A 25935-nucleotide genomic window follows, 5' to 3' on the forward strand; every position below is an offset into this window, starting at 1 on the left:
CTTATTTTTTTGACCCAGGGGTGGCCATTTTTTCTCAATTCCCTTCTGCGGGAAATAAAAAAGCCTGTCACGCAAAAATGACAGGCCGACTCCATAGCATTATTGCTGCAATAGCTTAGGGACTTCACTTCACCATTGCAACTGGCTCCAGCACCGGCAGACGCATTAACCAGGTGAGCAGGATCACCATTATGATAACCAGCAACCCCTTGACCCACAGCAGTGGCACCACCGCCAGCGACACCGAAAAGGTGAGCAAAATGAAGATAATGGCGCGCCGTCTGGCCTGACGACGAATGCCGCGATACTGTTGCCAATCGACGATGGGCGGGCCAAACCAGGGATGGGTCAACAGCCAGCGATGAAAACGGGGCGACGAGCGGGCAAACAGGGCGGCAGCCAGCAACATGAAGGGGGTAGTCGGCAAGAGCGGCAGCACAATGCCCACAATACCAGTGGCAAATGCCAGCCACCCGAGCGCCATCAGACACCAACGCTTCATTCCTTCTCCTTGCGTGATTTATCTCCCTCTAGCCTAACAGAGTTTGAGCGGGTGCTGACAGCGGGCCGCAACACCACTACAATCTGCGCTCTTTTTTCTTGCCACTCTCGTCGGAAAGCCGTTATGCGCGTTATTTTGGCCCCCATGCAGGGGGTACTGGATCACCTGATGCGGGAGGTACTCACCTCCGTCAATGATTACGATCTCTGCGTGAGCGAGTTTATCCGGGTCGTCGATCAGCTGCTGCCCGCCAAGGTGTTCTACCGCCTCTGCCCTGAACTGCTGCAAGATGGCAAAACCCGCGCAGGCACCCCGGTGCGGGTACAACTGCTGGGGCAACACCCCGAGTGGCTGGCCGAGAACGCCGTGCGCGCCATCGAGCTGGGCTCCCCCGGCGTCGATCTCAACTTCGGCTGTCCAGCCCCAACGGTCAACAAGAGCAAGGGCGGTGCGGTGCTGCTCAAAGAGCCCGAGACCATCTACCGCATCGTCAAGGCGGTACGCGAGGCGGTGCCCGCCCATCTGCCGGTGAGCGCCAAAATTCGCCTCGGTTACGATGACAAGGATCTCTATCTGGAGAACGCTCAGGCGGTCTTCCAGGGGGGCGCCAACGAGCTGGCCGTTCATGCCCGCACCAAGCGCGAAGGGTACAAGGCCCCCGCCCACTGGGAATATGTGGACGCCATTCGCCGCGCCCTGCCCATCCCCGTCACCGCCAACGGCGAAATTTGGGATCATAAAGATGCCCTCACCTGCGCCAGGGTCTCGGGTTGCGATGCCCTGATGGTCGGGCGCGGCGCCATCTCCCTGCCCAATCTGGCCAACGTGATGAAAACCGGCTGCCCGCACATGAGCTGGGCCGAGGTGCTGCAGTTGATGGTGAGCTATACCGAGCAGGATCTGGCCAGCGAAAAAGCCGACTACTACCCCAGCCGCATCAAACAGTGGTTCAGCTATCTCAAGCGGGAATATCCCGAAGCGGACCTGCTGTTTCAGGAGATCCGGGTGCTCAAAGAGACGGCTCCCATCCGCGATGCCCTGCTGCAAGCAGCCAAAAGCCACGGCTAACCACGTTTAACTTGACGCATATCATCTTGATAGAGTTATCGGATCCCTATACTGCCCCGAATCTGTCGTCTGTCCTGTGGGGGATAATGTGTGTGAAATGACGCAAGCACAGTTGACTGTCTGGCGTAATCGCCTGCTGTCAGACTGGGCCCAAGTAAGAGAAACGCTGATCGGTCAGCTTAAAGCCTGCCGCCGTGACGAGTGGGCCGAACAGGTCGGTCACTGCGAGCAGGATCAACTGGTGGAACTGACCAGCCGGCTGGATCTACCGAAGGTTGAGCAGAGCGTGGCCCGCCTCAAGCGGATCGATGCGGCACTCTGCCAGATGGATCTTGGCCTCTATGGCCTTTGCTCCGATTGTGAAGAGCCGCTTTCCATCGAACAGCTGGAACAGGATCCGACCCTGCAACGCTGCCCGCGCTGTGAAACCCGTTATCGCAAGGGATTCCACGCCCACGAACTGTGAAGGATGCACATCTGTGCATCCGCTCAACCCTCAGCACTGGTTACTCCGTCGTTCCTGTCCAATACTCACCGTATCAGCCTGTTCGAGGGTATGCGTTGTGTACAGACTCTTGTTGTTATGGTGTTTGTGTTGCCAGGCTACGGCACAGGAGTCATTGGTCGTGGGCTGGGTCGACTGGCAGCCCTTCAGTTATCGCAATGAACAGCAACAGCTCCGCGGACTGGATGTGGAGCTGCTCAACGCCATCTTCCTGCGTGCCGGTTATCAGGCCAGATTCAGTGAAATGCCCTGGGCTCGCGTGTTGCACGAGCTGAAATTCGGCACGGTTCAACTGGCTATGTCAGCCAATATCACCGCCGAGCGGCAGCAATATGCCCGCTTCAGCCACCCCTATCGGGAAGAGGAAACGGCCATCGTCATCCGTCGGCAAGATGCCGAGCGCTGGAGCGGGATCACCACCCTGGAGCAGTTGATCAACACCCCTGACTTTCATATCGGGGTGCTCAAGGGCTTTGATTACGGCAATACCTTCCGCCAGTTGATGGCAAGGCCCGAGCTGCAGCCCCGTTTGCAGATGCGCCTGCGGCTGGATCAGCTGCTGAAGATGTTGCAAGGGGGACGGATCCAGGGGTTTATTCTGGATCCCCACGGACTGCAGGAGTGGCAGGGTAAGGATGGCGTGCAGGACAAGCTGTATATTCTACTGCATATCGAACTGACACCGGTTCACCTGATGCTGAGCAAAGAGAGCACCACAGAAGCGCAACTGCAGCGGATCAATCAGGCTATCGATCAATTGAAACAGAGCCCCGACTATCAGCAGATCCTCGATCGCTACCAGTTCAGATCCCTGCATTCACAGGAAAACACTCATAAGTAAGGGGAGCATCTGCTCCCCTTGCAGTCTCAAGCAAACCCAATCCTGTTTCAAACAACCCTGGTTGCAACTTGCCAGGACGTTTTGGTCACCGATAACGTGATGGGTTAAGCCTGGCTATCAGCGTCCCAGCACAATGTCGGCAAGGTGGGCGAAGTGGTGGATTTCGTGGGTGGCATCGCACTCGCCCGCTTGCCGCGCCGGGTTGTACCAGCAGGTTGCCAGCCCCTGCGCCGCCGCCCCGGCAATATCGGTTTTCGGGTTATCCCCCACCATCAGCACCCGGGCCGGATCTGGCTGCCCCATCAGGGAGAGGGTGTGCTGGAAAATAGCTGGCGCCGGCTTGGTCACCCGGATCTCGTCGGAGATCACCAGCGGCTCGAACCACTCGCTCCAGCCCAGTTTGCCGAGCCGCCCCCGCTGAGGCACGCTGAAACCATTGGTGATGATCCCCATCCGCACCTTGGTGCGCAGCTGTTGCAGGGTCTCGACCACCCCTTCAAGAGGCATGCTAAGGGCAATGATTTGCTCCAGAAAGGTGTTGTTCATCGCCATGGGATCGGCGGCAACCTGCTGGGCAAAGAGGGAGAAGCGGGTCTGCTGCAACGCCGTTGCATCGATCTCGCCGTCGTTGTACTGCTGCCAGAGCCCATGGTTGAGGGCGTGGTACTGCGCCATGCTGGCGTCATCAGCCTGTACACCATAGATCTGCAGGGTGTGCGTCAGCGCAGAGGCGACCGGAAAATCGAGCAGGGTTTCATCCAAATCGAACAGCACCCAGTCATAGCTTGGTTGTTTCACAGAAATCCTTGTAATCATTCAGATTGTTCAGAGGCTTGGCGACCAACTCTGCCAAGCGGGCTGGCCAGCAGATCCAGCGTGAGACGCACGCCGAAGCCGGTCACTTCGCTGGAGACCACCCCATTGCCCCCCTTGTTGCGAAAACCGCTCAGGTCGAAGTGCAGCCAGGGAGTCTGCTCGGGCACGAAGTGGGCGAGGAAACGGGCCGCATCAATGTGATCCGGCGAACTGCCCGGCGCACACTGCAACAGATCGGCCCACTCGCTTTCGATGTTGTCGTCATAATCGTCATCAAGCGGGAAGGGCCAGATCCGCTCGCCGCTGCGCTGACCCAGATTGACCAGTGATGCAATCCATTCGCTGCGATTGGTAAAGACGCCGCTGTAGCGGCTACCCAGCGCCCGTTTGCAGGCCCCGGTCAGGGTTGCGTAATCGAGCAGCAGATCCGGGGTATCCTGCACCGCCATCGCCAGGGTATCGGCCAGTACCATTCGCCCTTCGGCATCGGTATCGACCACCTCGATGGAGGTGCCATTGATGGCAGTCACCACCTCACCGGGGCGATAGGCGTGAGGGCCGATATGGTTCTCGGCAATGGCCAGCCAGCAGTGTACCTCGTAGGGTAGCTGAGCTCGGCTGATAGCGTAGAGGGCCCCCAGCGCCACCGCGCTCCCCCCCATGTCCAGATGCATGCCATACATGCTGCCGGAGACCTTGAGGTTGTAACCGCCAGAGTCGTGGCAGATCCCCTTGCCCACCAACGCAATGCGGCGCACCGGCTTGGGTGGATAGTAGCTGAGCTTGACCATGGCCCCCTGATTGTCTTCCGAGCCACGAGCAACGGCCAGAAACGCCCCCGCCCCCAACTCGGCCAGCTGTGCCTGATCATAGTGATGACACTGCCACCCCTCATCTTGCGCCAGCTTGCTGACAAACTCGCGATAGCTGGCGGCCGTCAGCTCGGAGGCAGGCAACACCGCCAGATGGCGAGCCAGCCCGTTGCCCCCCGCTTCGCTGTAAAGGCGTGCCAAGTCCAGCACCACCGCGGGTGAAACCTTGATCTGCTGATAGCTCCAACTGCTTTCACTGCGGCGCTTGCTGGTGGGCAACGAAATATTGGCGGCAAGCAGGGCCGACAACATCACTTCGGCCAGCATCACTCGCTCGGAGGGAGAAAAACCTTCCAGATGCAGCCCGAACCGCTCCACATTGAGCCCAGAAAGAGGAGCAATCCAGCCTCTGATCTGTTTATAGAGGCGGTGATCCCGCGTCACACTGCCGGCCACAAACATCACCTGCAACAGGGTATTGCCATGCATCAGGGTAAAGGGCGCTTTTTTCCCCAACGCAAGCTGGGTCTGGAGACCCGCAAGGGCGGGGAGCGAAAGCAAGGACTCCTTCTGCTCTTCGGCGATCAGCAGCAGTTGCAACGGCAGCCCTTGGGCAAGGGCTTCGGCCAGCGTGGCATCCCGGCTTTCAATAGCAGGAGGAAGATAGGTGAAGGGAGTGATCACAGGCGCGTGCCTCATCCATGAAGAGATACCTGATGATACCCAACAAATGGTTGATACGACCAGTTTTGGTCTTGAAAAAGCGTCAGAAATAGCAGCAATCACCAGATGGTGACGAGCATCAAGAAGGATTGTTCAATGATTGGCAATGCAGGAAGGGAACGTACAGAAAGTTGGTTGCGGGGGCCGGATTTGAACCGACGACCTTCGGGTTATGAGCCCGACGAGCTACCGAGCTGCTCCACCCCGCGTCCGAATTGTCACCCCTAAGCCGAGCAGTAGCTTGTTGGCGTTTGTCTGCCTTCGACTGTTTATACAATCGCAAGCTGACGAAAGAGTTGGTTGCGGGGGCCGGATTTGAACCGACGACCTTCGGGTTATGAGCCCGACGAGCTACCGAGCTGCTCCACCCCGCGTCCGAATTGTCACCCTCAAGCCGAGCAGTAGCTTGGTGGCGTTTGTCTGCTTTCGACTATTTATACAATCGCAAGCTGACGAAAGAGTTGGTTGCGGGGGCCGGATTTGAACCGACGACCTTCGGGTTATGAGCCCGACGAGCTACCGAGCTGCTCCACCCCGCGTCCGAATTGTCACCCTCAAGCCGAGCAGTAGCTTGGTGGCGTTTGTCTGCTTTCGACTATTTATACAATCGCAAGCTGACGAAAAAGTTGGTTGCGGGGGCCGGATTTGAACCGACGACCTTCGGGTTATGAGCCCGACGAGCTACCGAGCTGCTCCACCCCGCGTCCGAATTGTCACCCTCAAGCCGAGCAGTAGCTTGATGGCGTTTGTCTGCCTTCGATTGTTTACGCAATCGCAGGCTGACGAAAAAGTTGGTTGCGGGGGCCGGATTTGAACCGACGACCTTCGGGTTATGAGCCCGACGAGCTACCGAGCTGCTCCACCCCGCGTCCGAATTGTCACCCTCAAGCCGAGCAGTAGCTTGATGGCGTTTGTCTGCTTTCGATTGTTTAGACCATCGCAAGCTGACGAAAGAGTTGGTTGCGGGGGCCGGATTTGAACCGACGACCTTCGGGTTATGAGCCCGACGAGCTACCGAGCTGCTCCACCCCGCGTCCGAATTTTTCTCGAAGTGGCCGAGCAGTAGCCAGTTCGATTTCTCCTTTTCCACCAACCGGTTACACCGGTTTGACTGGTCAGGATCTCAGATGGTTGCGGGGGCCAGATTTGAACTGACGACCTTCGGGTTATGAGCCCGACGAGCTACCGGGCTGCTCCACCCCGCGTCTGAGGTCGCCAATAATAGGCGCCAGCGCACAGATTGCAAGTAAATATCTCAAAAAAAGTTTATTCGTAGATTAATCGGACAAATAGTGCGGTCATTAGCAGCATCATGCTGTTTTTTCAGGCAATCGAGTCCTTACCAGGTATCCGGCACTACACTCAATAAGGTGAACACTCCTCATTTTGGGTAGGTAGAATATGCGCATCTCCGCCGGTCACTGCCGTCAGTTGGGGGCCACACCCGACAGTCACGGCGTCAACTTTGCGATCTGGGCACGCCTCGCCAGCCGGGTCGAACTGCTGCTCTTCGCAAGCGCAGACGATGCGACCCCCGAGGTGATCCCCCTCTCCCCGCGCCTCAACCGCACCGCCTACTACTGGCATATCCATGTGGAGGGGATCTCGGTCGGGCAACGTTACGCCTATCGCATTCAGGGCCCGTGGCGCCCATATGGCGGCACCCGCTTCGATGCCGAGAAGGTGTTGCTCGACCCTTACGGCCGCAGCATCGAGCTTGGCGCCAATTACGATCGATGGGCGGCGGCCCGTCCAGGCAGCAATCTGGCTTGTTGCGCCAAGAACAAGGTGGTTGATACTCGCTACTACGACTGGGAAGGAGACAAACTGCCCGCTCACTCCCTCTCCCGCTCGGTGATCTACGAGCTGCATCTGGGGGGCTTTACCAAGTCCCCGAGCTCCGGGGTCGATCCGGCGCTGCGTGGCACCTATCTAGGGCTGATTGAGAAGATCCCCTACCTGCAATCTCTCGGTGTCACCGCCGTCGAGCTGCTGCCGGTGTTCCAGTTCGATCCTCAGGATGCGCCCAAAGGACTCTCCAACTACTGGGGTTACAGCCCCATGTCCTTTTTCGCCCCCCACGCTCAATACGCCTGCGGCGATGATCCGCTGACCGAGTTTCGCGACATGGTCAAGGCGCTGCACAAGGCCAATATCGAGGTGATCCTGGACGTGGTTTACAACCACACCGCCGAAGGGGGAGATGATGGCCCCACCTTCTCGTTTCGCGGCATCGACAACGAGGCCTACTACATCCTCGACAACAACCAGAAGGACACCAACTATTCGGGCTGCGGCAACACCTTCAACGGCGCCCATCCGGTGGTGCTGCGGATGATCATGGACAGCCTCCACTTCTGGCGTCAGGAGATGCACGTCGATGGCTTTCGGTTTGATCTGGCTGCCATTCTGTCGCGGGATGAATCGGGTCAACCGCAGGCCAATGCGCCTACCTTGCGCACCATAGATACCGACCCCAACATCGCCGACATCAAGCTGATTGCCGAAGCCTGGGACGCGGGGGGACTCTATCAGGTGGGGTCACTGGCCGGCGCCCGCTGGCGTGAGTGGAACGGCCAGTTCCGGGATGATGTGCGCCGCTTCCTGCGCGGGGATGACAACAGCGTCACCGCCTTTGTCGAGCGGCTCTGCGGCAGTCCCGACATCTACCACTATCACCACGCCGATCCCGAGAAAAGCATCAACTTCGTTACCTGCCACGACGGTTTTACCCTGTGGGACTGGGCCAGTTACAACAGCAAGCACAACGAGGCCAACGGGGAGGAGAACCGTGACGGCTGCGATCATAACTTCAGCTGGAACCACGGCCATGAAGGGGTAACGGAAGATCCCCAGATCAACGCCCTGCGGATGCGTCAGGCCAAAAACATGATGGTGGCGACCCTGCTCTCGGTGGGCTCCCCCATGCTGCTGATGGGAGACGAGCTGCTGCGCACCCAGCGGGGCAACAACAACGGCTACTGTCAGGACAATGCCACCTGCTGGATGAACTGGCTGCCCAATGCCCGCAGTCAGGAGATGTTCCGCTTTATGAAGGAGCTGATCCAATACCGCAAACACCTGTTCCAGCGCCCGGAGCAGGAGAGCATGCCGCTGTCACTCACCGAGATCCTGCGCCACAGCGAGATCTGCTGGCACGGGGTCAACGCCGGGCAACCGGATTTCAGCCCCCACTCCCACGCCATCGCAATGTCGGCGCTGTCGAGCGAAACCAAGCTGGCGCTCTATGTGCTGTTCAACGCCTACTGGGAGCCCCTCACCTTCAACCTGCCGAGCCCCCCCAAGGGGGTCGGCGGCTACTGGCGGCGGATCCTCGATACCGCCCTCCCCTCGCCGCAGGATATCTGCACCTTCGGCATGCCGCTGGAGGGATTGACCCGCGAATATCTGGCCCAGCCACGCAGCAGTTGCCTCTTTATCTGCGGGGCCGACGATTTCTATTGATCGATTGCTGTGAATTGATAGCAGCGATACCTGCAAGCCAGAGATGCAAAAGCCCCGAGTGTTGGCTCGGGGCTTTCTCTTTTCAGCACCAGTGTCAGATCAGCTGGTGCAACACGCTGGTAGCGGCGATCTGGGCGATCAGCAGGCCACACAGGGAGGTAGAGACCACCACTGGCGCGGTATCACGCTGCAAGTAAAGCGGGCTGAACCAGAGCAGCAGAGAGGCCACCAGCAGCGCTGCCTGGGTCACCACCGCCGGGATCAGGGCATCGAGATTGGCCTCACCCCCTTGCCAGCCCACCAGCACTGCCAGCCAGACAAGGCTGGCCATCGCCCCCACCAGACCGGCCAGCGGCAACAGGGTGTTGAATGCCTTGAGACGATGACGGGCCCGCAGCAGCATCAGGTGGGCAAAGGCCGCCCCCAGCATCGCCATCTGCAGCAAACCGCTCACCCAGCCCTGCAGTTGCAGCAGCCCGAAGCCATAGAGAGCGAGCGGCAACGCCGGTAGCCAGAGCAGTGTCGAGGGGACTGAACGCTTGCCCTCCAGCCGTGACTGGGCCAGCGACAAGCCAACCCCGAGCACCAGTGCGGCCCCACCACTCCAGATGAGCCAGCTGGCCGCCTTGGCCTCGACCGCCAGCATCAGGGAGAGCGCGGTAATCACCCAGATGGAGAAGAGCTGCTGACTGATGCGCGAGCGCTGGCCAGGGCAGATATCACCGCGCCACAGCACGATACCGAGGGCGATCAGGGCGCCAAGCGCCATCAATCCGGTAAGGGGAAAGAGCCAAAAAGGGAGTTGGACGAACACGACGCCTCCAGCAGTAAAGATTCGAGGTGCGCCACCGAGGCGCCAGAGAGGGGCGAGTATACCCAAACCGAGGGCTATCCCCAATCGCGACAAACAATCGTGGGCAAACAATCCGGGGCACTTTGCTGCCAGCAGAGCCCACCTTGAAGGGTGCCCTGCTGGCAGCCATGTCCATAGGGACGGAATACGGCGCTGGCTTTAGCCCTGACCGCGGGCCAGCGCCACCACCCGGGCAAACATCTGGCGGATCACCGGTGGAATATGCTCGGCGCCGAGCCGCTCCGCCTCTTCCACCACCGCCAGCGCCATTCCCGGCTTGCTGCGGTGATGGATCGCCTTGTTGATGATGTGACTGGCGCTCCACATGGCGCGCCCGCCCACCCCGGCCTCGCGGCGAAACACAGCTTCAAAACCGTTGTGATAGAGGTAGTGCTCGATGTCGGCGGCAGGGAGCTGGGTCAGTCGGTCCCGCTCCCGCTCGCCCTTGAGCTGGCCACGGGCCGAGGTGGCATACTTGAGCCCCGCCTCGTCGCCATCGGTCAGCAGGTGCCACTCGATGCCAAAATCCCGCGCCACCTTGATGAGCGGCGACTGGCCGCACTGGGCAAACTCGATGATCCGCACCCCCTCGGCCCGCAGACTGTAACCGCAGATCTGGGCCAGCTCGGAGAGCAGCCAGATCTCGGTCTCCCCCTCCACCAGCAGCCAGCAACGGGCAAACAGCGACATGGGGCGGTTGATCCGCACGTGGAAGGCGATCTTGCGCAGATCGTCGCTGCTGTAACGCTCGCCCCCCAGCTGGTGACAGAGGATATCCTGCTGACGGCGCACCAGTCGTCGCACCTGATTGAGCGGCAGGGAAGAGAGCAGATCTCCCGAGTTGGTGGTGAGCAGCTTCTGACCCGGCAGTTGTTCCAGCAGCCCCCACGCCAGCGCCAGCATGGTCGGGTGCAGCCGACTCTCCGGGTCCTCCAGGATCATGATGGGACGGGCCCCCTCCTCCAGCTCCCGGTTGCCCCGCGCTTGCAGCAGGGTGGCCGCCATCCCGGCCATCGCCAGCTGCAGCGCGCGGTTATCGGCGCGATGCAGCAGGGTATGCAGGTTGCCCGGATTGCGCAATGTCATGGGGCGATTGATGATGTCACGCTGACTGCGCGGTTTGTTCTTGATGGGGGCCAGGGCGTTGAAGTAGTGATCCATCAGCTGGCGCACCGCCTGCAACGCCTCTTTGAGCTCCGGCTCGCCGATCCGCTGGGGTTCGTCGATGAGCTTGTCCGCCAGCTCGTTCAGGCGATGCTCGGAGAGATCTCCCCACTGCAACGTCTCCACCCCGTTGCGGGCGGTGCGGGCATCGCGCAGGCGAAAGACCGGGTTCATGGTGATGAGCATGCAGACAAGCTCGTGGGTATTGGCGATGGGCAAGCTCTTGCCTACCCCGTCGAGAAAGTCGTGAATGGTGAGCACAGAGCCATCCGCCTGCAGCTCGGCGCTGGCGCGATAGTGAATGCGGTGGAATTTGTCCTTGTGCAGCACCCAGGAGGGGCAAAGACGGGCCAGCCGACGGGAGTGCTGACACATCTGGGGTCTGTGCTCACTGAAGGTGAGCACCAGTTGCAGGTGTCGCGCCGGGGCCAATTCGGGATCTTCCGGTTGGTGAAAATCCTCGGCAGTGAACTGATAGGGCTCGGCATCCTGCCCCAGCAAACACCAGAGGGCGCGCAGCAGGCTCGATTTGCCCCAGGTATTCTCGCCGATCAGCACTGTGGTCTGATCCAGCCCGAGCGACAGGCGATTTATACCGCGAAAACCTTTGACTTCAATACGTTCCAGAAACATCCAGCCATGTCCACATCATTGTGATGGGGCAATAGTGGCAAAGTTACCGGAAAAATCCTATCGCAGGCGGGGCTTTTTCAACGTGAACTGTGAGGCACTGCAGGTTCGGGAGGGGTCACAACAGCGGTGCGATCTTGCGGGGCATTCCAGTGGCTGAACCAGAGATGACGGGTACGGATTTGACGTTTGCGATAATTCAATGGGCATTCCTTTCAATGGATAAGTGGTAGAGAGTACACCTCTTTTGCCCAAAGTCTCAGGGTTATCTGTGACGGGAAGATGACAATTGTGCCCGCCACTGCCCCGGCGTCAAACCAAACGCCTCGCGAAAACGATTGCCGAAATGGGCCTGGGAAGAGAAACCACACTGACTGGCGATACTGGCCAGCGGCTCGGGGCCGGCCAACAGCTGCTTGGCCCGTTTGAGCCGCAGCCCAAGCAGATAGCGGTGGGGCGGGCAACCGAGACTCTGGCCGAACATGCGGGCGAAGTGGTACTCGCTCAGCCCCGCCTGCTGCGCCAGCTCTGCCAGCGTGACCGAATCGGCCAGATGGGCCTGCAGATACTCCTGCACCCGTTTGATCACCACGGGCGCCAGCCCGCCGCGCAGAGGCGGCAAACCGGGAGCCTCCTCGGTGTGGTGGCGGTAGGCGTGGAGGATCAACATCCAGGCGCCGTGTGAAAGCGCCAGCCGATCGACCCCGTGCTGCCACTGCAGTTGCATCAGCTGGCGCTGCACCAGCTCAGCCGCCTGCGGATCGTCGATAAAGGTCTTGTCCACCAGTTGCAGGTGGCGCCCCTCCTTGTCACACACCTCCTCGGCGATACGAGTGAGGTGAGTCGGGGTGAAGTAGAGATGAAAGAAGCGAAACTCTTCGCGCACCAGCCACTCGGATCTGTGGTGATCCGGCATGATGCACACCTTGCCGGTGCCGCCGTGGCCACCCGGCCCATCGAGTCGCTCGGTCTGCTCGCCTCCTTGCAGATAGACGCTCAGGGTGTGGTGGCCCGGCTTGTGATAGCGGGTCTGGTCATAGCAGTTGCGCCAACTGGCGACGCCAAGCCCGGGTTCGAGCCAGCAGGCGTCCTCCAGCCGGGCGCCGGTGCTGACCAGTGCATCAAATACCCCTGCTGTTTTCATTCGCCCCTGCCGCCTGTTCCGGTGTACGTATTATGCCGCTGCCATCCATCTTACCGACCACGCCCACAGATGACAGCGCAGGGCGATGAAAAACCGCAAGATGGTGCAATCCAGCCATCAGAGCTCGCCCCATAGTGGGTCATCTCTCCCTGACTCTCCGGAACTGTGATGAATCTGATGCTCTATCTTGCCACCGTGCTTATCTGGGGCAGCACCTGGATTGCCATCGCCTGGCAACTTGGCCCCATCCCCATCGAGGTCTCGGTGCTCTATCGCTTCCTGCTGGCAGCGGTGGCACTGTTTGCTCTGCTCACCGCCAGCGGCCGCTTTCCGCGCCTGCCGTGGCATGGCCAGCGCTATGCGGCGCTGCTCGGTGCCCTGCTCTTTTCCACCAACTTTCTCTGCTTCTACCACGCCACACGCTATATCCCGAGCGGCATGTCGGCGGTGATCTTCGCCAGTGCCAGCATCTTCAACGGCATCAACCTCTGGCTGTTCGAGCGCAAGCGCCCCACCCTGCGCTGGTTGCAAGGCTCCTTGCTGGGGCTCTTTGGCACCCTGCTGCTGTTCTGGCCGGTGCTGGCAGATGCGCAATTGGGTGCAAACGGCTGGAAGGGGCTGCTGCTCGCCTGTTGCGGCACCCTCTGCTTTTCGCTGGGCAATCTGGTCTCGGCCCGGGGCCAACGCCACGGCTACCACGTACTGCAACTGGTGCCCTGGGGCATGGTTTACGGCGTGGTGCTGTTGCTGGGCTGGGTCATATTGCTCGGGCAGCAACTGATGGTGCCAACCGATGGCCACTATCTGGCGGCCATGGTCTACCTCGCCCTGTTTGGCTCGGTGATCGCTTTTACCGCCTACCTGACGCTGGTGGGGCGCATCGGTGCCAGCAAGGCCTCCTACGCCACCGTGCTCTTTCCGCTGGTGGCGCTTACCCTCTCCACCTTTTATGAAGGCTTTGTCTGGCAGCCGGTCTCGGTGGCCGGAGTGGTGATCAGCCTCATCGGCAATCTGGTGATCTTCGCGCCGCCCTTGAGCGAATGGCGCATTCGACCGGCCAAGGCAGCAAACGACCCTTGCTCCTGAGCCAGTCAGCCCCTAAGGTAGCGCTGCTCAATCTGTGACGATCCTGATGGCGATAAACAAGGGGGCGAGATGTTACTGGAAGGGCTGGAGACGCTGAGCCTGCTGGCAAGTGAAAGAACCATGGCCAAGGTGGCCAGTCGCCTCTATATCAGCCAGTCGGCAGTGAGCAAGCGGATTGCCCAGCTGGAGCAGCGCCTCGGCAAGAAGCTGATCGAGCCGGAGGGGCGCCAGATCCGGCTCACCCCGCAGGCGCAGGAGCTGCTTGAGCGAGTGGCGCCGAGTCTGGCCGAAATGAAGGGGGTGCTTGCCGATAGTCAGGATCTGACGGATCAGAGCCCCCTCCCCATCGCCTGCTCTGAAACCCTGCTGGCCGGTTATCTCGCCCACTTTATGCGCGACTATCTGGAGCGCGATCCCCACCTTGCCCTCTCTACCCACCACACGCCGGTCATTCTGGCGCGGGTGCGCAGCGGTGATGCCCTGCTCGGCATCTGCGCCGGTCGGCTCCCACCCGGCCATGGCCTCGGCGCCGATCTGCTGCTTGAGGAGCCCTTTTATCTGGTTGGCGAGGCGCAGCAGAGCCTGCCGCCAGCCAGCGTAGAAAGCAGGCGCAAGATCCTCACCATGGATCTGGAGAACCCCTCCAACCGCTACCTGCGCGAACCGCTGGCAGATATGGGATTGGAGCCCACCATGGAGCTCGACTCCTATCTGGCGCTCATCGAACTCGCCAAGGCAGGCATTGGCCCTGTGCTGCTCCCCGCTGGCCTGCTGGGGCTGGTGGGAGAACAGGGGGAGATGGCGCGCCCACTGCCCGGACTGGGCCGCCCCCTTCATCTGGTCTACCGGCCAAACAGCCTAAAACGAGAGCGGATCGCCAGGCTGGTGAGCGCCCTGCACCAACACTTTCGCCACCGCAGCGACACACCGCGCTAGCGCTGTAAAACACCAGATATGACAACGGGGCCCAAGGGCCCCGTTAACAATTTCGATGCGGCAAGCAAGGCGCACATCAGATCCAGGCAAACAGCTCGGGATACTGGCTCCAGACCAGCTTGGCAGACATCAGCAAGGAGACAGTCACCAACAGCGGCTTGATAAGCTTCACCCCTTTTTTCAGCACCATCTTGGAGCCAAAGCGGGCGCCGATAAACTGCCCCAGAGCCATGCAAAAACCGACACTCCACACCACCTTGCCACCAAGAGCAAAGAACAGCAGGGAGGCAATATTCGAGGTGAAGTTGAGCAGCTTGGTATGGGCGGTGGCGCGCGCCATGCCAAAGCCCGCCAGCGCCACGAAACCGATGGCAAAAAACGAACCTGTGCCCGGCCCGAAAAACCCGTCATAGAAGCCGACACAGCCCCCCACCAGCAACGCAAACAGCATGGGAGTCAGACGGCGGGAGCTCTCGGCATCGCTTACCCGCGGCGAGAAGTAGAAGTAGCAGGCAAAGGCCATCAGCAGGAAAGGGAGCAGGCGCTCGAGAATGGCGGCGTCTATGGTCTGCACCGCCAGCGTGCCGATAGCCGCACCGATAAAAGTGCAGATCACCGCAGGCCAGATCATCGCCCACTCCAGCAGCCCCTTGCGGGCATAGAACCAGGTGGCGGAGAAGGAGCCAAAACTGCTCTGCAGCTTGTTGGTACCGAGCACCAGCGCCGGGGGCATGCCGGTGGCCAGCAGGGCCGGCACCGTCAACAGGCCGCCGCCACCGGCGATGGCATCGATAAAGCCGGCGACAAGCGCTACACCGAACAGGGCAAACAGGGTAACCAGTTCCAATTCCATCCATAGACCTCACGAGAGTGGGTTGCCCGAAGGGTCGAGCAACCGGATATAACCAAAACGACGTTGTGCGGGGGGCTGCACAGGCTGTCCGCTATCCTAGCGAGCCACTGACCATGAATCTAACGAAACAGTGGCAGCCAATTGATTCCTTATTTTCATTAATTTGAGCTCAGAGGGCCCGTTAGCAAGCCGTTGAAGCGACGTTCGCTTCCTTGATGGCCGCCAGCGCCTCACAGAGATGATCCTCATCGGCACCGGGGAAACGGCTGACCCGACCGGCCATGTAGCGGCTGCTGAACAAGTTGAACCAGTGCTGCAGTGCCTGCCCCGCCCTGAGCTCCCCCGCCACTTCCAGCACACAGGCCGCCACTTCGGCGGTGCAGAGGTGCTCGTCGCAGTTGGCCACCCGCATACCGTAGGTCGAGAGCGCATCAGGCTTGATGGCGAGTACCGGAAAACCGTCCAGATAGGGGCTCTTGTTGAACATCTTGCGCGCCTCGGGCCAGGTACCGTCGAGCAGGATAAAGAGCGGCTTCTTGCCGGGCGCCAGCACCACCTCGCCGGTCAAACGGGCCGGCTCCTTCTCGCAAGCGGGAAAGACCACATAGGGCTGCCACGCGGGATCGGCCAGCAGGGCCAGTAACTCGGGATGGGGCTCGGTGCGTGACCAGAGAAACGCCCAGGTGGTATCCGGCAACACATCGGCGATGAGGCGACCGGTGTTGGAGGGTTTCATCGGCTCACTGTCATACATCAGCAGGCAGAAACCGGCCTCCGCTTTGAGCTCGGGGCGCCACTCGCAGGCACACCAATCCTCGCGCAGCTGACAGGCCGGACAGCGGGCCAGGGTGCCACCACGGGCAAGAAACGGTCGGGTAGAGATACTCTTGCGCCAGGCCCGCAGGCGGTTGACGGCGTGATCAGGAACAGGCTTCATCTAGGTTCACAACTGGAGTCAAAACAGGAACGGCAGCGGTGCCAACATGTCATGGCGCTACGGGGCGCGATAACAGGAGGGCTGCCGGAAAAGGGCAAGATTGTACCCAGTTACGCGCTGGCGGAACAGCAATCCCTTCCCCTTTCGCCAAACGCAGTGCCAACCCCTCTTGCCTTACGACTCCTGACAGCTGCGCAGCAGCTCCAGCAACAGGCTGCCATCGCGCAGTGCCTTGTGCACCTGCACCGAAGTGGGCTTGGTGGGATCTTCGTAGAAGTGGGTGGATTCAATCTGCAGCCGCACCAGATATTCGGCGGGCAACTGGCTGGCCAGCGACTGGTGCAGCATGGGGAACAGCAGCCGATCGGCACGGGTGATTTCCCCCCCCAGCAGCAGCTTGCCCGGATTGAGCAGACAGATGAGATTGGAGAGCACCTTGGAGAGGCGGCCCGCCGCCTGATGGAGAATATCCTGACAAAGACCGTTGCCTGCCAGCGCCAGCTCGCACAGCTCGCGAATGGTGACGCTCTCGGGCAAGTCGTGCTCCTGCATCCGCTCGCGCAAATCTCGGTATTGCGCCTCCAACGCCTGATTGGTCACCAGGGTGCAGGCACAGCCAAAGCCGCCGCAGTAGCAGCGCTGGCCATAGGGTTCGAGCTGCAGGTGGCTGAGATCTCCGAGCAGCGCATTTTCGCTCTCGATAAGCTGGCCATTGACCACCATGCCGACCCCGATGTCGTTGTGGACAAACACCAGCACCGCATCGGCGCAATTCTTGGCAGCCCCCCACTCCCGCTCGGCCTGGATCCAGGTGCGCACATCACCGCTCACCAGCACAGGTACCGAGAACGCCTGTTGCAGAGTCGGGCCAAGGGGCCAGTTGCGCAGATCGTAGAAGGGGAAGTGCTTGACCATGCCGGAGTGGCGCTCTACCTGACCCGGCAGACAAAGGGCGATGCAGGCCAGACTGAGGGACTTTCTCGGCAAAAACACCTTGATGGCATGCACCAGACTGCCCAGCAGATCGGCGCGCTCCTCCTCGGTAAAGAGGTGGCGCTGGCGGGCCAGCGAACGGCCGGAAAAGTCAAACAGCGCCATATCCACGTAGCCGCGGCCAAGACGCATGGAGAGAAACTGGAAGCGGCGTTCGTTGATGCGCAGCAAGGTCTGACGACGGCCGCGCCCCACCGAACTTTCACCACAGGTGACCACCAGCCCCCCATCGAGCAGTTCCCTGGTGATCTTGGTGATACTGGCTGGCGAGAGACCGGTCAGGCGGGAGAGATCGGTGCGCGACAGCTCCTTGTGCTCTTCCAGGCTGGCATAGACCAGGCCGTAGTTGAGCTGCCGGATCAAATCGATACTACCTTTCACGATCTCATTCATAGGGTATGGGGCAAAGGCTGAAAAAAAGAGGCTGGCAATTTTCACACATTATTGGTCAATCCCCAAATAAAGTGCGGCCTGAACCGGGGGTCAGGCCGCATCTTGTGGTTGCCGTCACGGACCATTACAAGATCAATAACGGAATTGCGATACCAGTTTGCGCAATTTGTCGCCGGTACTGGCCAGATCGCGGGTGGTGCTGTTGGATTCCACCGCCGCGCTGGTCAGCTCGCTGACAATCTGCTGAATGGCCACCAGGTTCTTGTTGATCTCCTCGGATACCGCGTGCTGCTCCTCGGCGGCGGTGGCGATCTGGATGTTCATGTCGTTGATGGTACTGACCGCCATCACCATGCTGTCGAGGGAGCTGGCGATATGGCTCGCCTCCTGCACCGTCTCCTGGCTGCGATCCTCGCTCGCCTGCATCACCTCCACCGCCTGCTTCACCCCGCCCTGCAGACGTTGCAGCATCTCGTTGATCTCCTTGGTGCTCTGTTGGGTACGACCGGCCAGCGAACGCACCTCGTCCGCTACCACCGCAAAGCCGCGTCCCTGCTCACCGGCGCGGGCCGCCTCGATGGCGGCGTTCAGCGCTAGCAGGTTGGTCTGTTCGGCAATGCCGCGAATGACCTCCACCACCGAGCCGATCTTGGCGGTCTCTTGCGCCAGCTGTTCGATAACGCCGGAGGCGGTATGCACCTCCCCCACCAGCCGGTTGATACTGTTGATGGCCCCGCTCACCACACCCCGGGCGGCGTCCGATTCACGGGCCGCATCGCTGGTTGCCGTCGCGGCATTGGAGGCACTGGCAGCCACCTCCTGCGCGGTGGAGCTCATTTCTGTCACCGCTGTGACCACCTGATCGGTCTCGCGACTGTGACCCTGCATCTGATGGTCATAGTGCTCGCTCAGATGGTGCAACTTGTCCACCGCGCTAAAGAGGTGGTTGCTGGTCTCGCCCACCTGACTCACCACCGACTGGATCCGCTCGACAAAGCGGTTGAAAGCGCTGGCCAGCTGGCCAATCTCGTCCTGACTCTGCACCTTGAGGCGCTGGGTCAGATCCCCGTCACCGTTGGCAATATCGTTCAATGCCAGCACCGCATCCGCCAGCGGCTTGGTGACCCGGTTGCCCACAATAACGGTCGCCGCCAGGGTGATACCGAGGATCAACAGGATCACCAGCACACTGCTCTGCAACGAGGCATGCATGTTGCTCTCGCGCTCTGCCCGCAGGGCCGCCAGCTCGTTGTCGATATCATCGATATAAAAACCAGTACCAATGGCCCACTGGTATTTGTCCAGCACCAGAGTAAAGGCCAGCTTGGGGGCATCGCGACCGATGGAGGGCTTGGCTGTCCAGTATTCGGTAAAACCATCCCCCTGACGGGCCGACTTGAGGATCTCCTGGATCAGCAATTTGCCCTTGGCATCCTTGTCGTTCCAGCGGTTTTTCCCCTCCAGCTCGGTACGCACCGGCAGCAGTATGGTGTTGCCCTCGAAGTCATAGACAAAGAAGTAGCCGTCACTGCTGTAACGCAGCGGCCTGAGCAACTCTTTGACCTTTTGACGATTTTCCGGTGAATCCGGCAGGGAATACACGGCATCGACGGCGGTTTTGGCCATCATGATGTAACTGCTGAGCAGCGCTTTACGCTCCTTGATGGCATTTTCCCTCGCCACCACCAGATCAGACTCCAGATCGCTCTTGGAGACCATGTAGTTACTGAGATTGACCACCAGGGCCATCAACAGTACGGGGACTGCACCCAGTAACAGGATTTTCTGCTTTAGCGTCATCTTTCACATCCTTGCAGCTGTTTTTATTGGAATTCCTTGCTTACTCATCAGTATAGGTGCTGGCAGGGCGAGCCCAGCTTTCGTTACAATTCCCTTAAACAAATCGGCCAGAACGTGAAAATCATGAATCTTTGTCCTTGCGGCTCAACCCTTTCTCTCGAATTGTGCTGTGGCTTACGTCACAGTGGCGCAGTGGCTGACACCCCGGAGCAGCTGATGCGCTCGCGCTACAGCGCTTTTGTGCTCGGTCTGGGGGAGTATCTGGTCCATAGCTGGCACCCGGCCCACCTTGGCGGTCTCACCGCCGAAGAGCTTTCACGCATCGACACCCGCTGGGATGGTCTCGAGATCATCGCCAGCCAGGGCGGCCCGGAGGATGAAACCGGGATGGTGGAGTTCAAAGCCTGGTTTCTGGAGGGGGATGAGCGTCACTGCCTCCATGAGCGTTCTCGCTTCGTGCGTTATCAGGGGCGCTGGGTTTACACCGAGGGGGAGCAGGATCCGGCCCCCCTCAAGGCGGGACGCAACGATCCCTGCCCCTGTGGCAGCGGCAAAAAGCACAAGAAGTGCTGCGGCTGACGCATCACACCCCCTCCAGACTCGTCAAACAGTGACAAGGGGCATCCGATGCCCCTTTTTTGTGCCTGTGTGCCGTCCTGAATATGGTTTACACCTTTCCCCCCCAATAAATAGAGAACCCGATGGGACAAGGTGTGAAACGGACACAGCGCGATTACTCACTGACTTTTAAACTGGCACTGGTCGAGCAGATTGAAAAAGGCGAGCTCAGTTGCCAGCAAGCACAAGCCCGATATGGCATTCAGGGCAATTCGACCATTCTGGTATGGTTACGTAAACATGGTCGGCAAGATTGGAGCCAGGGGGCTTCTGTACGTGCCGGCAGGAGCATCACCATGCCTGACCCCGACAACCAGACACCCGAACTGCGCATCAAGGAACTCGAGCAACAGCTGGCGCTGATGAGTCAGAAAGCCCAGTTCTTTGAGGCCGTCGTCGATGTACTGAAGAATGACTACGGCGTCTCCATCGTAAAAAAGCGACCCGGCAAGTCCTCTCGCAGCGGCAAGTCGAGAGGCTGACCATTGTCAGGGCTTGCCTGTTTCTCGGGATAAGCCGGCAGGCTTACTACAAGCGCAATCGGGTCGCCGACGAGCGCCATGCACAGGGATTGCAGGTGGTGCGCTTCGTGCGTCAGGTTCGACTGCGACAACCGCGGGTGGGCACTCGCAAGCTGCATTATCTGCTGCAGGGTCAGGATGATGACGGGCTCAAGGTCGGGCGGGACAGGCTGTTTCGGATATTGACCGAGCACCGCCTGCTGGTGCCACCCAGACGGGCGTATCACAAGACCACCCACAGTTTTCACCGTTTCTACCGTCATCCCAACTTGCTCAAGGCGGGGCCAGAGCAGGTTACGCCGGTGGCCCCGGAGCAGGTCTGGGTTGCAGATATCACCTATCTGCCAGCCAGGAGCGGACCGCTGTACCTGAGCCTGGTGACGGATGCGTACTCACGCAAGATAGTGGGCCATCACGTGCACGAAGGGATGCATGCCGAATCGGTGGCGATGGCGTTCAAGAAAGCGCTGAAGCAACGGCGTGGCGGCGGGGAGCTAATCCATCACTCAGACCGCGGCGTGCAGTATTGCTCGGGACTGTATCAATCATTACATGAACGGTACGGGGTGAAATGCTCGATGACGGATGGGTATGACTGTTATCAGAATGCGTTGGCGGAGCGGGTGAACGGGATTTTGAAAGGAGAGTTATTGTTGCAAAGCCCGCAGGATTTGGCGCAAGCGCGGGAGATGGTGCGTGAAGCAGTAGATATTTACAACGCGGAGCGGCCGCATCATGCGTTGAAATACAGAACCCCCGATGCGGTACATAGGGGGTTCTGAGTAGAGAAATGCTAGTTGAAAATGTGTAAACCTATTTCAGGACTAGACACTGTTATTCGCCACCAGCCCACAAACCGATGCGATAACAAGCGTGACAAATGTCACATAATGCTCATTAACGCGCGAGCAAATGAGCGTTTGCGAGCGCAAATTTGGCCCATATCAAACATTTCCACTCAGAAGTAGGCCACACTGGCCTCATCTGGAAGAGATGAGACGGGCAACAATGAGAAGAATAACCACACAAGTCGTCATCATAGGCGGCGGTGCCACAGGGGCCGGCATCATGCGCGATTGCGCACTGCGCGGCATCGACTGCATCCTGCTCGAGCGCGATGATATCGCCGCCGGCACCACCGGCCGCAACCACGGCCTGCTCCACTCCGGTGCCCGCTACGCGGTAACGGATCAGGAGTCCGCCCGCGAATGCATCCAGGAAAACCGCATCCTCAAGCGGATTGCCAGCCACTGTGTCGAGGACACGGGCGGCCTCTTCCTCACCCTGCCGGAAGATGACATCAATTTCCAAACCACCTTTATGGATGCCTGCGCCCTGGCCGGTATCGAAACTCGCCAACTTGATCCCGGTGAAGCCCTGCGCATGGAGCCCAACGCCAACCCGGCGATGATCGGCGCCATCCATGTGCCGGATGGCACGGTCGATCCGTTCCGCCTCGCCGCCGCCAACGTGCTGGACGCGAAAGAGCACGGCGCCCGCATTTTCACCCACTGCAAGGTGCTGGGGCTGCTGCGCACGCAAGATCGGGTACACGGGGTCAAGGCGATCAATACCCGAACCGGCGAAGCGTTCGAGGTGGAGTGTCAGGAGGTGATCAACGCCGCCGGCATCTGGGGCCAGCAAATTTGCGAATACGCCGATCTCGGCATCCGCATGTTCCCCGCCAAGGGCTCCCTGCTCATCATGGATTACCGCATCAACCAGCTGGTGCTCAACCGCGCCCGCAAACCGGCGGATGCGGACATTCTGGTGCCAGGCGATACCATCTCCCTCATCGGTACCACCTCCAGTCGCATCGATTACAACAAGATTGACCAGCTCACCGTCGAGCCCGAAGAGGTGGAGGTGCTGCTGCGCGAAGGTATCAAGCTCGCTCCCATCATGGCCCGCACCCGTCTGCTGCGCGCCTACGCAGGCGTTCGCCCGCTGGTGGCGGTGGACGGTGACGACACCGGCCGCAACATCAGCCGCGGCATAGTGCTGCTGGATCACGCCGAACGCGATGGCCTCAAGGGCTTCAACACCATCACCGGCGGCAAGCTGATGACCTACCGCCTGATGGCGGAATGGGCCACCGATCTGCTGGCCAAGAAACTCGGTAACAACAAACCCTGCCAGACCGCCGAGCTGAGCCTGCCTGGCTCGCGGGATCCGGAGAAGGTCTCCGCTCCCGGTCTCTCGGTGCCGGTCGAAGGCTCCGCCCAATACCGCCACGGCGAGCGGGTCATCGCCTTCTTCCGTGACAATCCGAAGGCCAACGCCCTGATCTGCGAGTGCGAAATGGTCACCGCAGGTGAAATCGAATACGCCCTGCGCGAGCTGGATGTGGACAACCTCATCGATCTGCGCCGCCGCACCCGTCTGGGCATGGGCCCCTGTCAGGGCGAGCTCTGCGCCTACCGCGCCGCCGGTCTGATGCAGGAGTACGGCAAGGCCGATGGCCGTCAGGCCTGCGTCATGCTGCGCCAGTTCCTTGAGGAGCGTTACAAGGGAACCCGCCCCGTTCTGTGGGGTGATGCCCTGCGCGAGGCCGAGTTCACCTACTGGATCTACGAAGGGCTGTTTGGCCTGGGGGAATGGACGGCGCCACAGCTGGTCGCCGATACCCCACGCGACCCAACCAGCGAGATCACTCACAAGGAGAGCCGTCATGAAGTTTGACAATATCGTTATCGGCGGTGGCATGGCGGGACTCTCGGCCGCCCTGCGGCTGGTAGAGGCGGGCCAGAAGACCCTGCTGATGGCTTCCGGCCAGAGTGCCCTGCACTTCTCCTCCGGCTCGGTCGATCTGCTCGAAAGCGAGGGAGATCCCCGCGCCGCCCTGCCCGCCTTTATGGCAGCCCATCCGGATCACCCCTACAGCAAGGTGGGGATGCAAAATATCGAAGCGAGTCTGGCCGATCTGCAGCGCCACTGCGCCGAGCAGGGATTGCCGCTGGTTCGCCACGACACCAATCACCAGCGCCTGACCCCCATCGGCACCCTCAAGCGTACCTGGCTCTCCCCCGATACCTGTGCCTGCGTGACCGATGCGCCGATCCCGGGTGTACTGCTGCTGGCCACCCTCGAGGGCTTTCGCGACTTTCATCCGGCACTGGCGGCCGCCAATCTGGCGACCCATCCGCGTTTTGCCCACTGCCGCATTCTGACTGGCGAAATCCGCCTGCCACAGCTGGCGGAATTCAGCCGCAATCCCCACGAGTTTCGCTCAGCCGACATCGCGCGCCTGTGTGACAAGCATCATCTGGTGGCCGATCTGGCCCGCGAGATCTGCCGCATGGTGCAGGAGAGCGGCGTACCCGGCTGCCGCCATATCGTGCTGCCCGCCTGCCTGTCGCTGGGGCTGGTTGGCCCCCGTCTGGCGGAGCTGGAACAGCGCACCGGCTGCACCATCAAGGAGGTGGCCACCATGCCGCCGTCTCTGATAGGTATGCGGATGCAGGAGGCGCTCAAGCGCCGCTTTATGGCCCTTGGCGGCACCTTCCTCACCAGCGAGCGGGTGCAGGGCGCCCGTTACGAAGGTGACCGGGTGGTCGGCGTACATACCCAGAATGGCGATGATCAGCTGTTTGAAGCCGACAACTTCGTGCTCGCCTCCGGCAGCTTCTTTAGCCGCGGGCTGGAGTCCCGCCTGCGCGGCATTCGCGAACCCATCTTCGATGCCGATGTGCTGAGTCTGGAGGAGCGCGACGCCTGGGCCGGTCGCCGCCTGTTCGACCACCACCCCTTTATGGGGTTCGGGGTCAAGACCGACGACAAGCTCAGAGTGCTGCGCGGTGGCAAGCCGCTCGCCAACCTCTACGGCGCCGGCAGCGTGCTGGCGCACTATGACCCCATCAAGGAGGGGTCAGGCTCAGGTGTCGCGGTTGCCACCGGCTGGCAGGCCGCCGGTCATATTCTGGGCGCCGCCCAATGATTACTTCGTCCCATATCCCGTGCCTTCACACCCTACGGGAGGAGAACTGACATGCTACTGGATCATGCCAACCAAACTTTCGATCAGTGCATCAAATGCACCGTCTGTACCGCCTACTGTCCGGTGGCCAAGGCCAATCCCGCCTACCCCGGCCCGAAACAGGCGGGCCCGGATGGGGAGCGGCTGCGGATCAAGAGCCCGGAGCTGTTTGACAACGCCCTCAAGCACTGCACCAACTGCAAACGCTGCGAAGTGGCCTGCCCGAGCGGAGTGCGCATCGGCGACATCATCGCCAAGGCCAAAGACAAGTACAGCGGCTTCAAACCGGGGATCCGCGAGTTCGTGCTCTCTCACACCGACCTGATGGGCAGCATGTCTACCCTGATGGCTCCGGTGGTCAACTTCACCACCGGCCTCAAGCCGATGAAGCTGGTGCTGGACAAGGCGCTGGGGGTCTCCTCCCACCGCGACCTGCCCAAATACTCCCAGGGCACCTTCCGCGGCTGGTACAAGAAGCAGAAAGAGACTCAGGCTCGTTATGAGCGCCAGATAGCCTATTTCCACGGCTGCTACGTCAACTACAACCACCCGCAACTCGGCAAGGAGCTGGTGCAGGTGCTCAACGCCATGAACATCGGCGTGCAGTTGCTGGAGCGGGAGAAGTGCTGCGGCGTGCCGCTGATTGCCAACGGCTTCATGGACAAGGCCAAGCAGCAGGCGGCCTTCAATATCAAGCAGATGGAGAACTCCCTGCTGGGCAACGAGATACCGCTCTTGGCCACCTCCTCCACCTGCGGCTTTACCCTGCGCGATGAATATCCCCACCTGCTGGAGCAGGACAACCACAAGGTACGGGATCGCATCTCGCTGGTGACCCGCTTCCTGTGGAACGAGTTCTACAAGGGCAACAAACCGGCGATGAAGCCGCTCAATCTGCACATCGCCTACCACACCCCCTGCCACATGGAAAAAATGGGGGGCGTCATCTACACCCTCGAATTGCTGCGCGCCATTCCTGGGGTCAAGGTGACGGTGCTGGAGTCCCAGTGTTGTGGTATCGCCGGCACCTACGGCTTCAAGTCGGAGAACTACCAGACCAGCCAGACCATCGGCGAGGGGCTATTTGATCAAATCAACCGCCTCTCCCCCGATCTGGTGATCACCGACTGCGAGACCTGCAAATGGCAGATCGAGATGAGCACCAGCTTCCGCTGTGAACATCCGATCCACCTGCTGGCCCAGGCGCTGGCCTGAATCCCCTCGGCCCTTGCGGCCGCATAAAAACAATCCACGCAGAGATAAACAAAGAGCCGGCAATTGCCGGCTCTTCTTTTTACG

General features: G+C 60.3%; 21 protein-coding genes and 7 tRNA genes. 11 read left to right on the plus strand and 17 right to left on the minus strand.

Features of this window, described 5'->3' with window-relative positions:
• Positions 1-124 precede the first annotated feature (124 nt).
• Entirely contained in the window at positions 125-502 is a 378-nt protein-coding gene (locus I6L46_RS07405; protein ID WP_064335934.1) for a YbaN family protein, read from the minus strand.
• 123 nt (positions 503-625) lie between these two features.
• On the opposite strand from I6L46_RS07405, the gene dusC reads away from it, so the two are divergent.
• From dusC to I6L46_RS07420, 3 genes are all read left to right on the plus strand, one after another.
• Entirely contained in the window at positions 626-1570 is a 945-nt protein-coding gene (gene dusC / locus I6L46_RS07410) for a tRNA dihydrouridine(16) synthase DusC (RefSeq protein WP_216977772.1), read from the plus strand.
• Between the two features lie 97 nt (positions 1571-1667).
• Positions 1668-2036 carry a hypothetical protein gene (locus tag I6L46_RS07415; protein WP_005333451.1) on the plus strand — a complete coding sequence of 123 codons (369 nt, stop codon included), beginning with the start codon at positions 1668-1670 and terminating at the stop codon, positions 2034-2036.
• A 160-nt stretch (positions 2037-2196) separates the two neighbouring features.
• On the plus strand, positions 2197-2916 hold the full coding sequence (locus I6L46_RS07420) for an ABC transporter substrate-binding protein (RefSeq protein WP_139408358.1): 720 nt from the start codon (positions 2197-2199) through the stop codon (positions 2914-2916).
• 117 nt (positions 2917-3033) lie between these two features.
• On the opposite strand, the gene yjjG is transcribed toward I6L46_RS07420, so the two are convergent.
• From yjjG to I6L46_RS07465, 9 genes are all read right to left on the minus strand, one after another.
• Positions 3034-3714 carry a pyrimidine 5'-nucleotidase gene (gene yjjG, locus I6L46_RS07425; protein ID WP_139408360.1) on the minus strand — a complete coding sequence of 227 codons (681 nt, stop codon included), beginning with the start codon at positions 3712-3714 and terminating at the stop codon, positions 3034-3036.
• A 14-nt stretch (positions 3715-3728) separates the two neighbouring features.
• On the minus strand, positions 3729-5228 hold the full coding sequence (locus I6L46_RS07430) for a leucyl aminopeptidase family protein (protein ID WP_216978027.1): 1500 nt from the start codon (positions 5226-5228) through the stop codon (positions 3729-3731).
• Between the two features lie 171 nt (positions 5229-5399).
• A tRNA-Met gene (locus I6L46_RS07435) sits at positions 5400-5476 on the minus strand.
• Positions 5477-5564: 88 nt separating this feature from the next.
• Positions 5565-5641: transfer RNA gene (locus I6L46_RS07440), tRNA-Met, on the minus strand.
• A gap of 88 nt (positions 5642-5729) precedes the next feature.
• Positions 5730-5806 (minus strand) — tRNA-Met (locus tag I6L46_RS07445).
• An 88-nt stretch (positions 5807-5894) separates the two neighbouring features.
• Positions 5895-5971, minus strand: a tRNA-Met gene (locus I6L46_RS07450).
• A gap of 88 nt (positions 5972-6059) precedes the next feature.
• Positions 6060-6136: transfer RNA gene (locus tag I6L46_RS07455), tRNA-Met, on the minus strand.
• Positions 6137-6224: 88 nt separating this feature from the next.
• Positions 6225-6301: transfer RNA gene (locus I6L46_RS07460), tRNA-Met, on the minus strand.
• Between the two features lie 94 nt (positions 6302-6395).
• Positions 6396-6472: transfer RNA gene (locus I6L46_RS07465), tRNA-Met, on the minus strand.
• A 196-nt stretch (positions 6473-6668) separates the two neighbouring features.
• Between I6L46_RS07465 and glgX the strand changes: the two genes are divergently transcribed.
• Positions 6669-8732 (plus strand): glycogen debranching protein GlgX, encoded by a 2064-nt coding sequence (glgX, locus tag I6L46_RS07470; protein ID WP_216977773.1) that lies wholly within the window; start codon positions 6669-6671, stop codon positions 8730-8732.
• Between the two features lie 94 nt (positions 8733-8826).
• On the opposite strand, the gene I6L46_RS07475 is transcribed toward glgX, so the two are convergent.
• The 3 genes from I6L46_RS07475 to I6L46_RS07485 all read right to left on the minus strand — a co-directional run bounded on the left by I6L46_RS07475 (position 8827) and on the right by I6L46_RS07485 (position 12523).
• Entirely contained in the window at positions 8827-9546 is a 720-nt protein-coding gene (locus I6L46_RS07475) for a hypothetical protein (protein WP_064338076.1), read from the minus strand.
• A 198-nt stretch (positions 9547-9744) separates the two neighbouring features.
• Positions 9745-11382 carry an ATP-dependent endonuclease gene (locus tag I6L46_RS07480; RefSeq protein ID WP_216977774.1) on the minus strand — a complete coding sequence of 546 codons (1638 nt, stop codon included), beginning with the start codon at positions 11380-11382 and terminating at the stop codon, positions 9745-9747.
• Between the two features lie 262 nt (positions 11383-11644).
• Positions 11645-12523, minus strand: coding sequence for a helix-turn-helix domain-containing protein (locus tag I6L46_RS07485; RefSeq protein WP_113739972.1), 879 nt, complete (start codon positions 12521-12523; stop codon positions 11645-11647).
• A 168-nt stretch (positions 12524-12691) separates the two neighbouring features.
• Between I6L46_RS07485 and I6L46_RS07490 the strand changes: the two genes are divergently transcribed.
• Both I6L46_RS07490 and I6L46_RS07495 read left to right on the plus strand, forming a co-directional pair.
• Complete coding sequence (locus I6L46_RS07490; protein WP_164536671.1) at positions 12692-13609, plus strand: DMT family transporter; 918 nt, start codon at positions 12692-12694, stop codon at positions 13607-13609.
• A gap of 69 nt (positions 13610-13678) precedes the next feature.
• Entirely contained in the window at positions 13679-14545 is an 867-nt protein-coding gene (locus tag I6L46_RS07495) for a LysR family transcriptional regulator (RefSeq protein ID WP_158111136.1), read from the plus strand.
• Between the two features lie 76 nt (positions 14546-14621).
• Here I6L46_RS07495 and I6L46_RS07500 read toward each other — a convergent pair whose 3' ends face one another.
• The 4 genes from I6L46_RS07500 to I6L46_RS07515 form a co-directional block, all read right to left on the minus strand.
• A complete protein-coding gene (locus I6L46_RS07500; protein ID WP_179903794.1) occupies positions 14622-15398 on the minus strand; it encodes a TSUP family transporter in 777 nt (258 codons plus the stop codon).
• A gap of 181 nt (positions 15399-15579) precedes the next feature.
• Positions 15580-16335, minus strand: coding sequence for a tRNA-uridine aminocarboxypropyltransferase (locus I6L46_RS07505; RefSeq protein ID WP_216977775.1), 756 nt, complete (start codon positions 16333-16335; stop codon positions 15580-15582).
• A 174-nt stretch (positions 16336-16509) separates the two neighbouring features.
• Positions 16510-17721, minus strand: a complete 1212-nt coding sequence (locus I6L46_RS07510) for an ROK family protein (protein ID WP_042055876.1) — start codon at positions 17719-17721, stop codon at positions 16510-16512.
• Between the two features lie 132 nt (positions 17722-17853).
• On the minus strand, positions 17854-19521 hold the full coding sequence (locus I6L46_RS07515) for a methyl-accepting chemotaxis protein (RefSeq protein WP_139406894.1): 1668 nt from the start codon (positions 19519-19521) through the stop codon (positions 17854-17856).
• 123 nt (positions 19522-19644) lie between these two features.
• Here I6L46_RS07515 and I6L46_RS07520 point away from each other — a divergent pair, with 123 nt between their 5' ends.
• The 5 genes from I6L46_RS07520 (at position 19645) to glpC (ending at position 25851) form a co-directional block, all read left to right on the plus strand.
• Positions 19645-20100 carry a YchJ family protein gene (locus I6L46_RS07520; protein ID WP_216977776.1) on the plus strand — a complete coding sequence of 152 codons (456 nt, stop codon included), beginning with the start codon at positions 19645-19647 and terminating at the stop codon, positions 20098-20100.
• A 122-nt stretch (positions 20101-20222) separates the two neighbouring features.
• Positions 20223-21442 (plus strand): IS3 family transposase gene (locus I6L46_RS07525; protein WP_216977659.1). Its coding sequence is split into 2 segments (ribosomal slippage): positions 20223-20571 and positions 20571-21442, totalling 1221 coding nucleotides; the frame shifts between segments, so codons are not numbered across the junction.
• A 226-nt stretch (positions 21443-21668) separates the two neighbouring features.
• Positions 21669-23342, plus strand: a complete 1674-nt coding sequence (glpA, locus tag I6L46_RS07530; protein WP_216977777.1) for an anaerobic glycerol-3-phosphate dehydrogenase subunit A — start codon at positions 21669-21671, stop codon at positions 23340-23342.
• Positions 23332-24597 (plus strand): glycerol-3-phosphate dehydrogenase subunit GlpB, encoded by a 1266-nt coding sequence (glpB, locus tag I6L46_RS07535; protein ID WP_216977778.1) that lies wholly within the window; start codon positions 23332-23334, stop codon positions 24595-24597. The genes glpA and glpB overlap by 11 nt, the downstream gene beginning before the upstream one ends.
• A gap of 51 nt (positions 24598-24648) precedes the next feature.
• A complete protein-coding gene (glpC, locus tag I6L46_RS07540; RefSeq protein WP_216977779.1) occupies positions 24649-25851 on the plus strand; it encodes an anaerobic glycerol-3-phosphate dehydrogenase subunit GlpC in 1203 nt (400 codons plus the stop codon).
• Positions 25852-25935 lie beyond the last annotated feature (84 nt).

The organism is Aeromonas sp. FDAARGOS 1416 (assembly GCF_019048085.1).
Classification (GTDB): domain Bacteria; phylum Pseudomonadota; class Gammaproteobacteria; order Enterobacterales; family Aeromonadaceae; genus Aeromonas; species Aeromonas veronii.

What these genes read in the sequence shown, in the direction of transcription:
- I6L46_RS07405 (WP_064335934.1), bottom strand. Translation starts at nt 502, where the DNA reads ATGAAGCGTTGGTGTCTGATGGCGCTCGGGTGGCTGGCATTTGCCACT.
- dusC (WP_216977772.1), top strand. Translation starts at nt 626, where the DNA reads ATGCGCGTTATTTTGGCCCCCATGCAGGGGGTACTGGATCACCTGATG.
- I6L46_RS07415 (WP_005333451.1), top strand. Translation starts at nt 1,668, where the DNA reads ATGACGCAAGCACAGTTGACTGTCTGGCGTAATCGCCTGCTGTCAGAC.
- glgX (WP_216977773.1), top strand. Translation starts at nt 6,669, where the DNA reads ATGCGCATCTCCGCCGGTCACTGCCGTCAGTTGGGGGCCACACCCGAC.
- I6L46_RS07480 (WP_216977774.1), bottom strand. Translation starts at nt 11,382, where the DNA reads ATGTTTCTGGAACGTATTGAAGTCAAAGGTTTTCGCGGTATAAATCGC.
- I6L46_RS07485 (WP_113739972.1), bottom strand. Translation starts at nt 12,523, where the DNA reads ATGAAAACAGCAGGGGTATTTGATGCACTGGTCAGCACCGGCGCCCGG.
- I6L46_RS07490 (WP_164536671.1), top strand. Translation starts at nt 12,692, where the DNA reads ATGAATCTGATGCTCTATCTTGCCACCGTGCTTATCTGGGGCAGCACC.
- I6L46_RS07495 (WP_158111136.1), top strand. Translation starts at nt 13,679, where the DNA reads ATGTTACTGGAAGGGCTGGAGACGCTGAGCCTGCTGGCAAGTGAAAGA.
- I6L46_RS07500 (WP_179903794.1), bottom strand. Translation starts at nt 15,398, where the DNA reads ATGGAATTGGAACTGGTTACCCTGTTTGCCCTGTTCGGTGTAGCGCTT.
- I6L46_RS07505 (WP_216977775.1), bottom strand. Translation starts at nt 16,335, where the DNA reads ATGAAGCCTGTTCCTGATCACGCCGTCAACCGCCTGCGGGCCTGGCGC.
- I6L46_RS07510 (WP_042055876.1), bottom strand. Translation starts at nt 17,721, where the DNA reads ATGAATGAGATCGTGAAAGGTAGTATCGATTTGATCCGGCAGCTCAAC.
- I6L46_RS07515 (WP_139406894.1), bottom strand. Translation starts at nt 19,521, where the DNA reads ATGACGCTAAAGCAGAAAATCCTGTTACTGGGTGCAGTCCCCGTACTG.
- I6L46_RS07520 (WP_216977776.1), top strand. Translation starts at nt 19,645, where the DNA reads ATGAATCTTTGTCCTTGCGGCTCAACCCTTTCTCTCGAATTGTGCTGT.
- glpA (WP_216977777.1), top strand. Translation starts at nt 21,669, where the DNA reads ATGAGAAGAATAACCACACAAGTCGTCATCATAGGCGGCGGTGCCACA.
- glpB (WP_216977778.1), top strand. Translation starts at nt 23,332, where the DNA reads ATGAAGTTTGACAATATCGTTATCGGCGGTGGCATGGCGGGACTCTCG.
- glpC (WP_216977779.1), top strand. Translation starts at nt 24,649, where the DNA reads ATGCTACTGGATCATGCCAACCAAACTTTCGATCAGTGCATCAAATGC.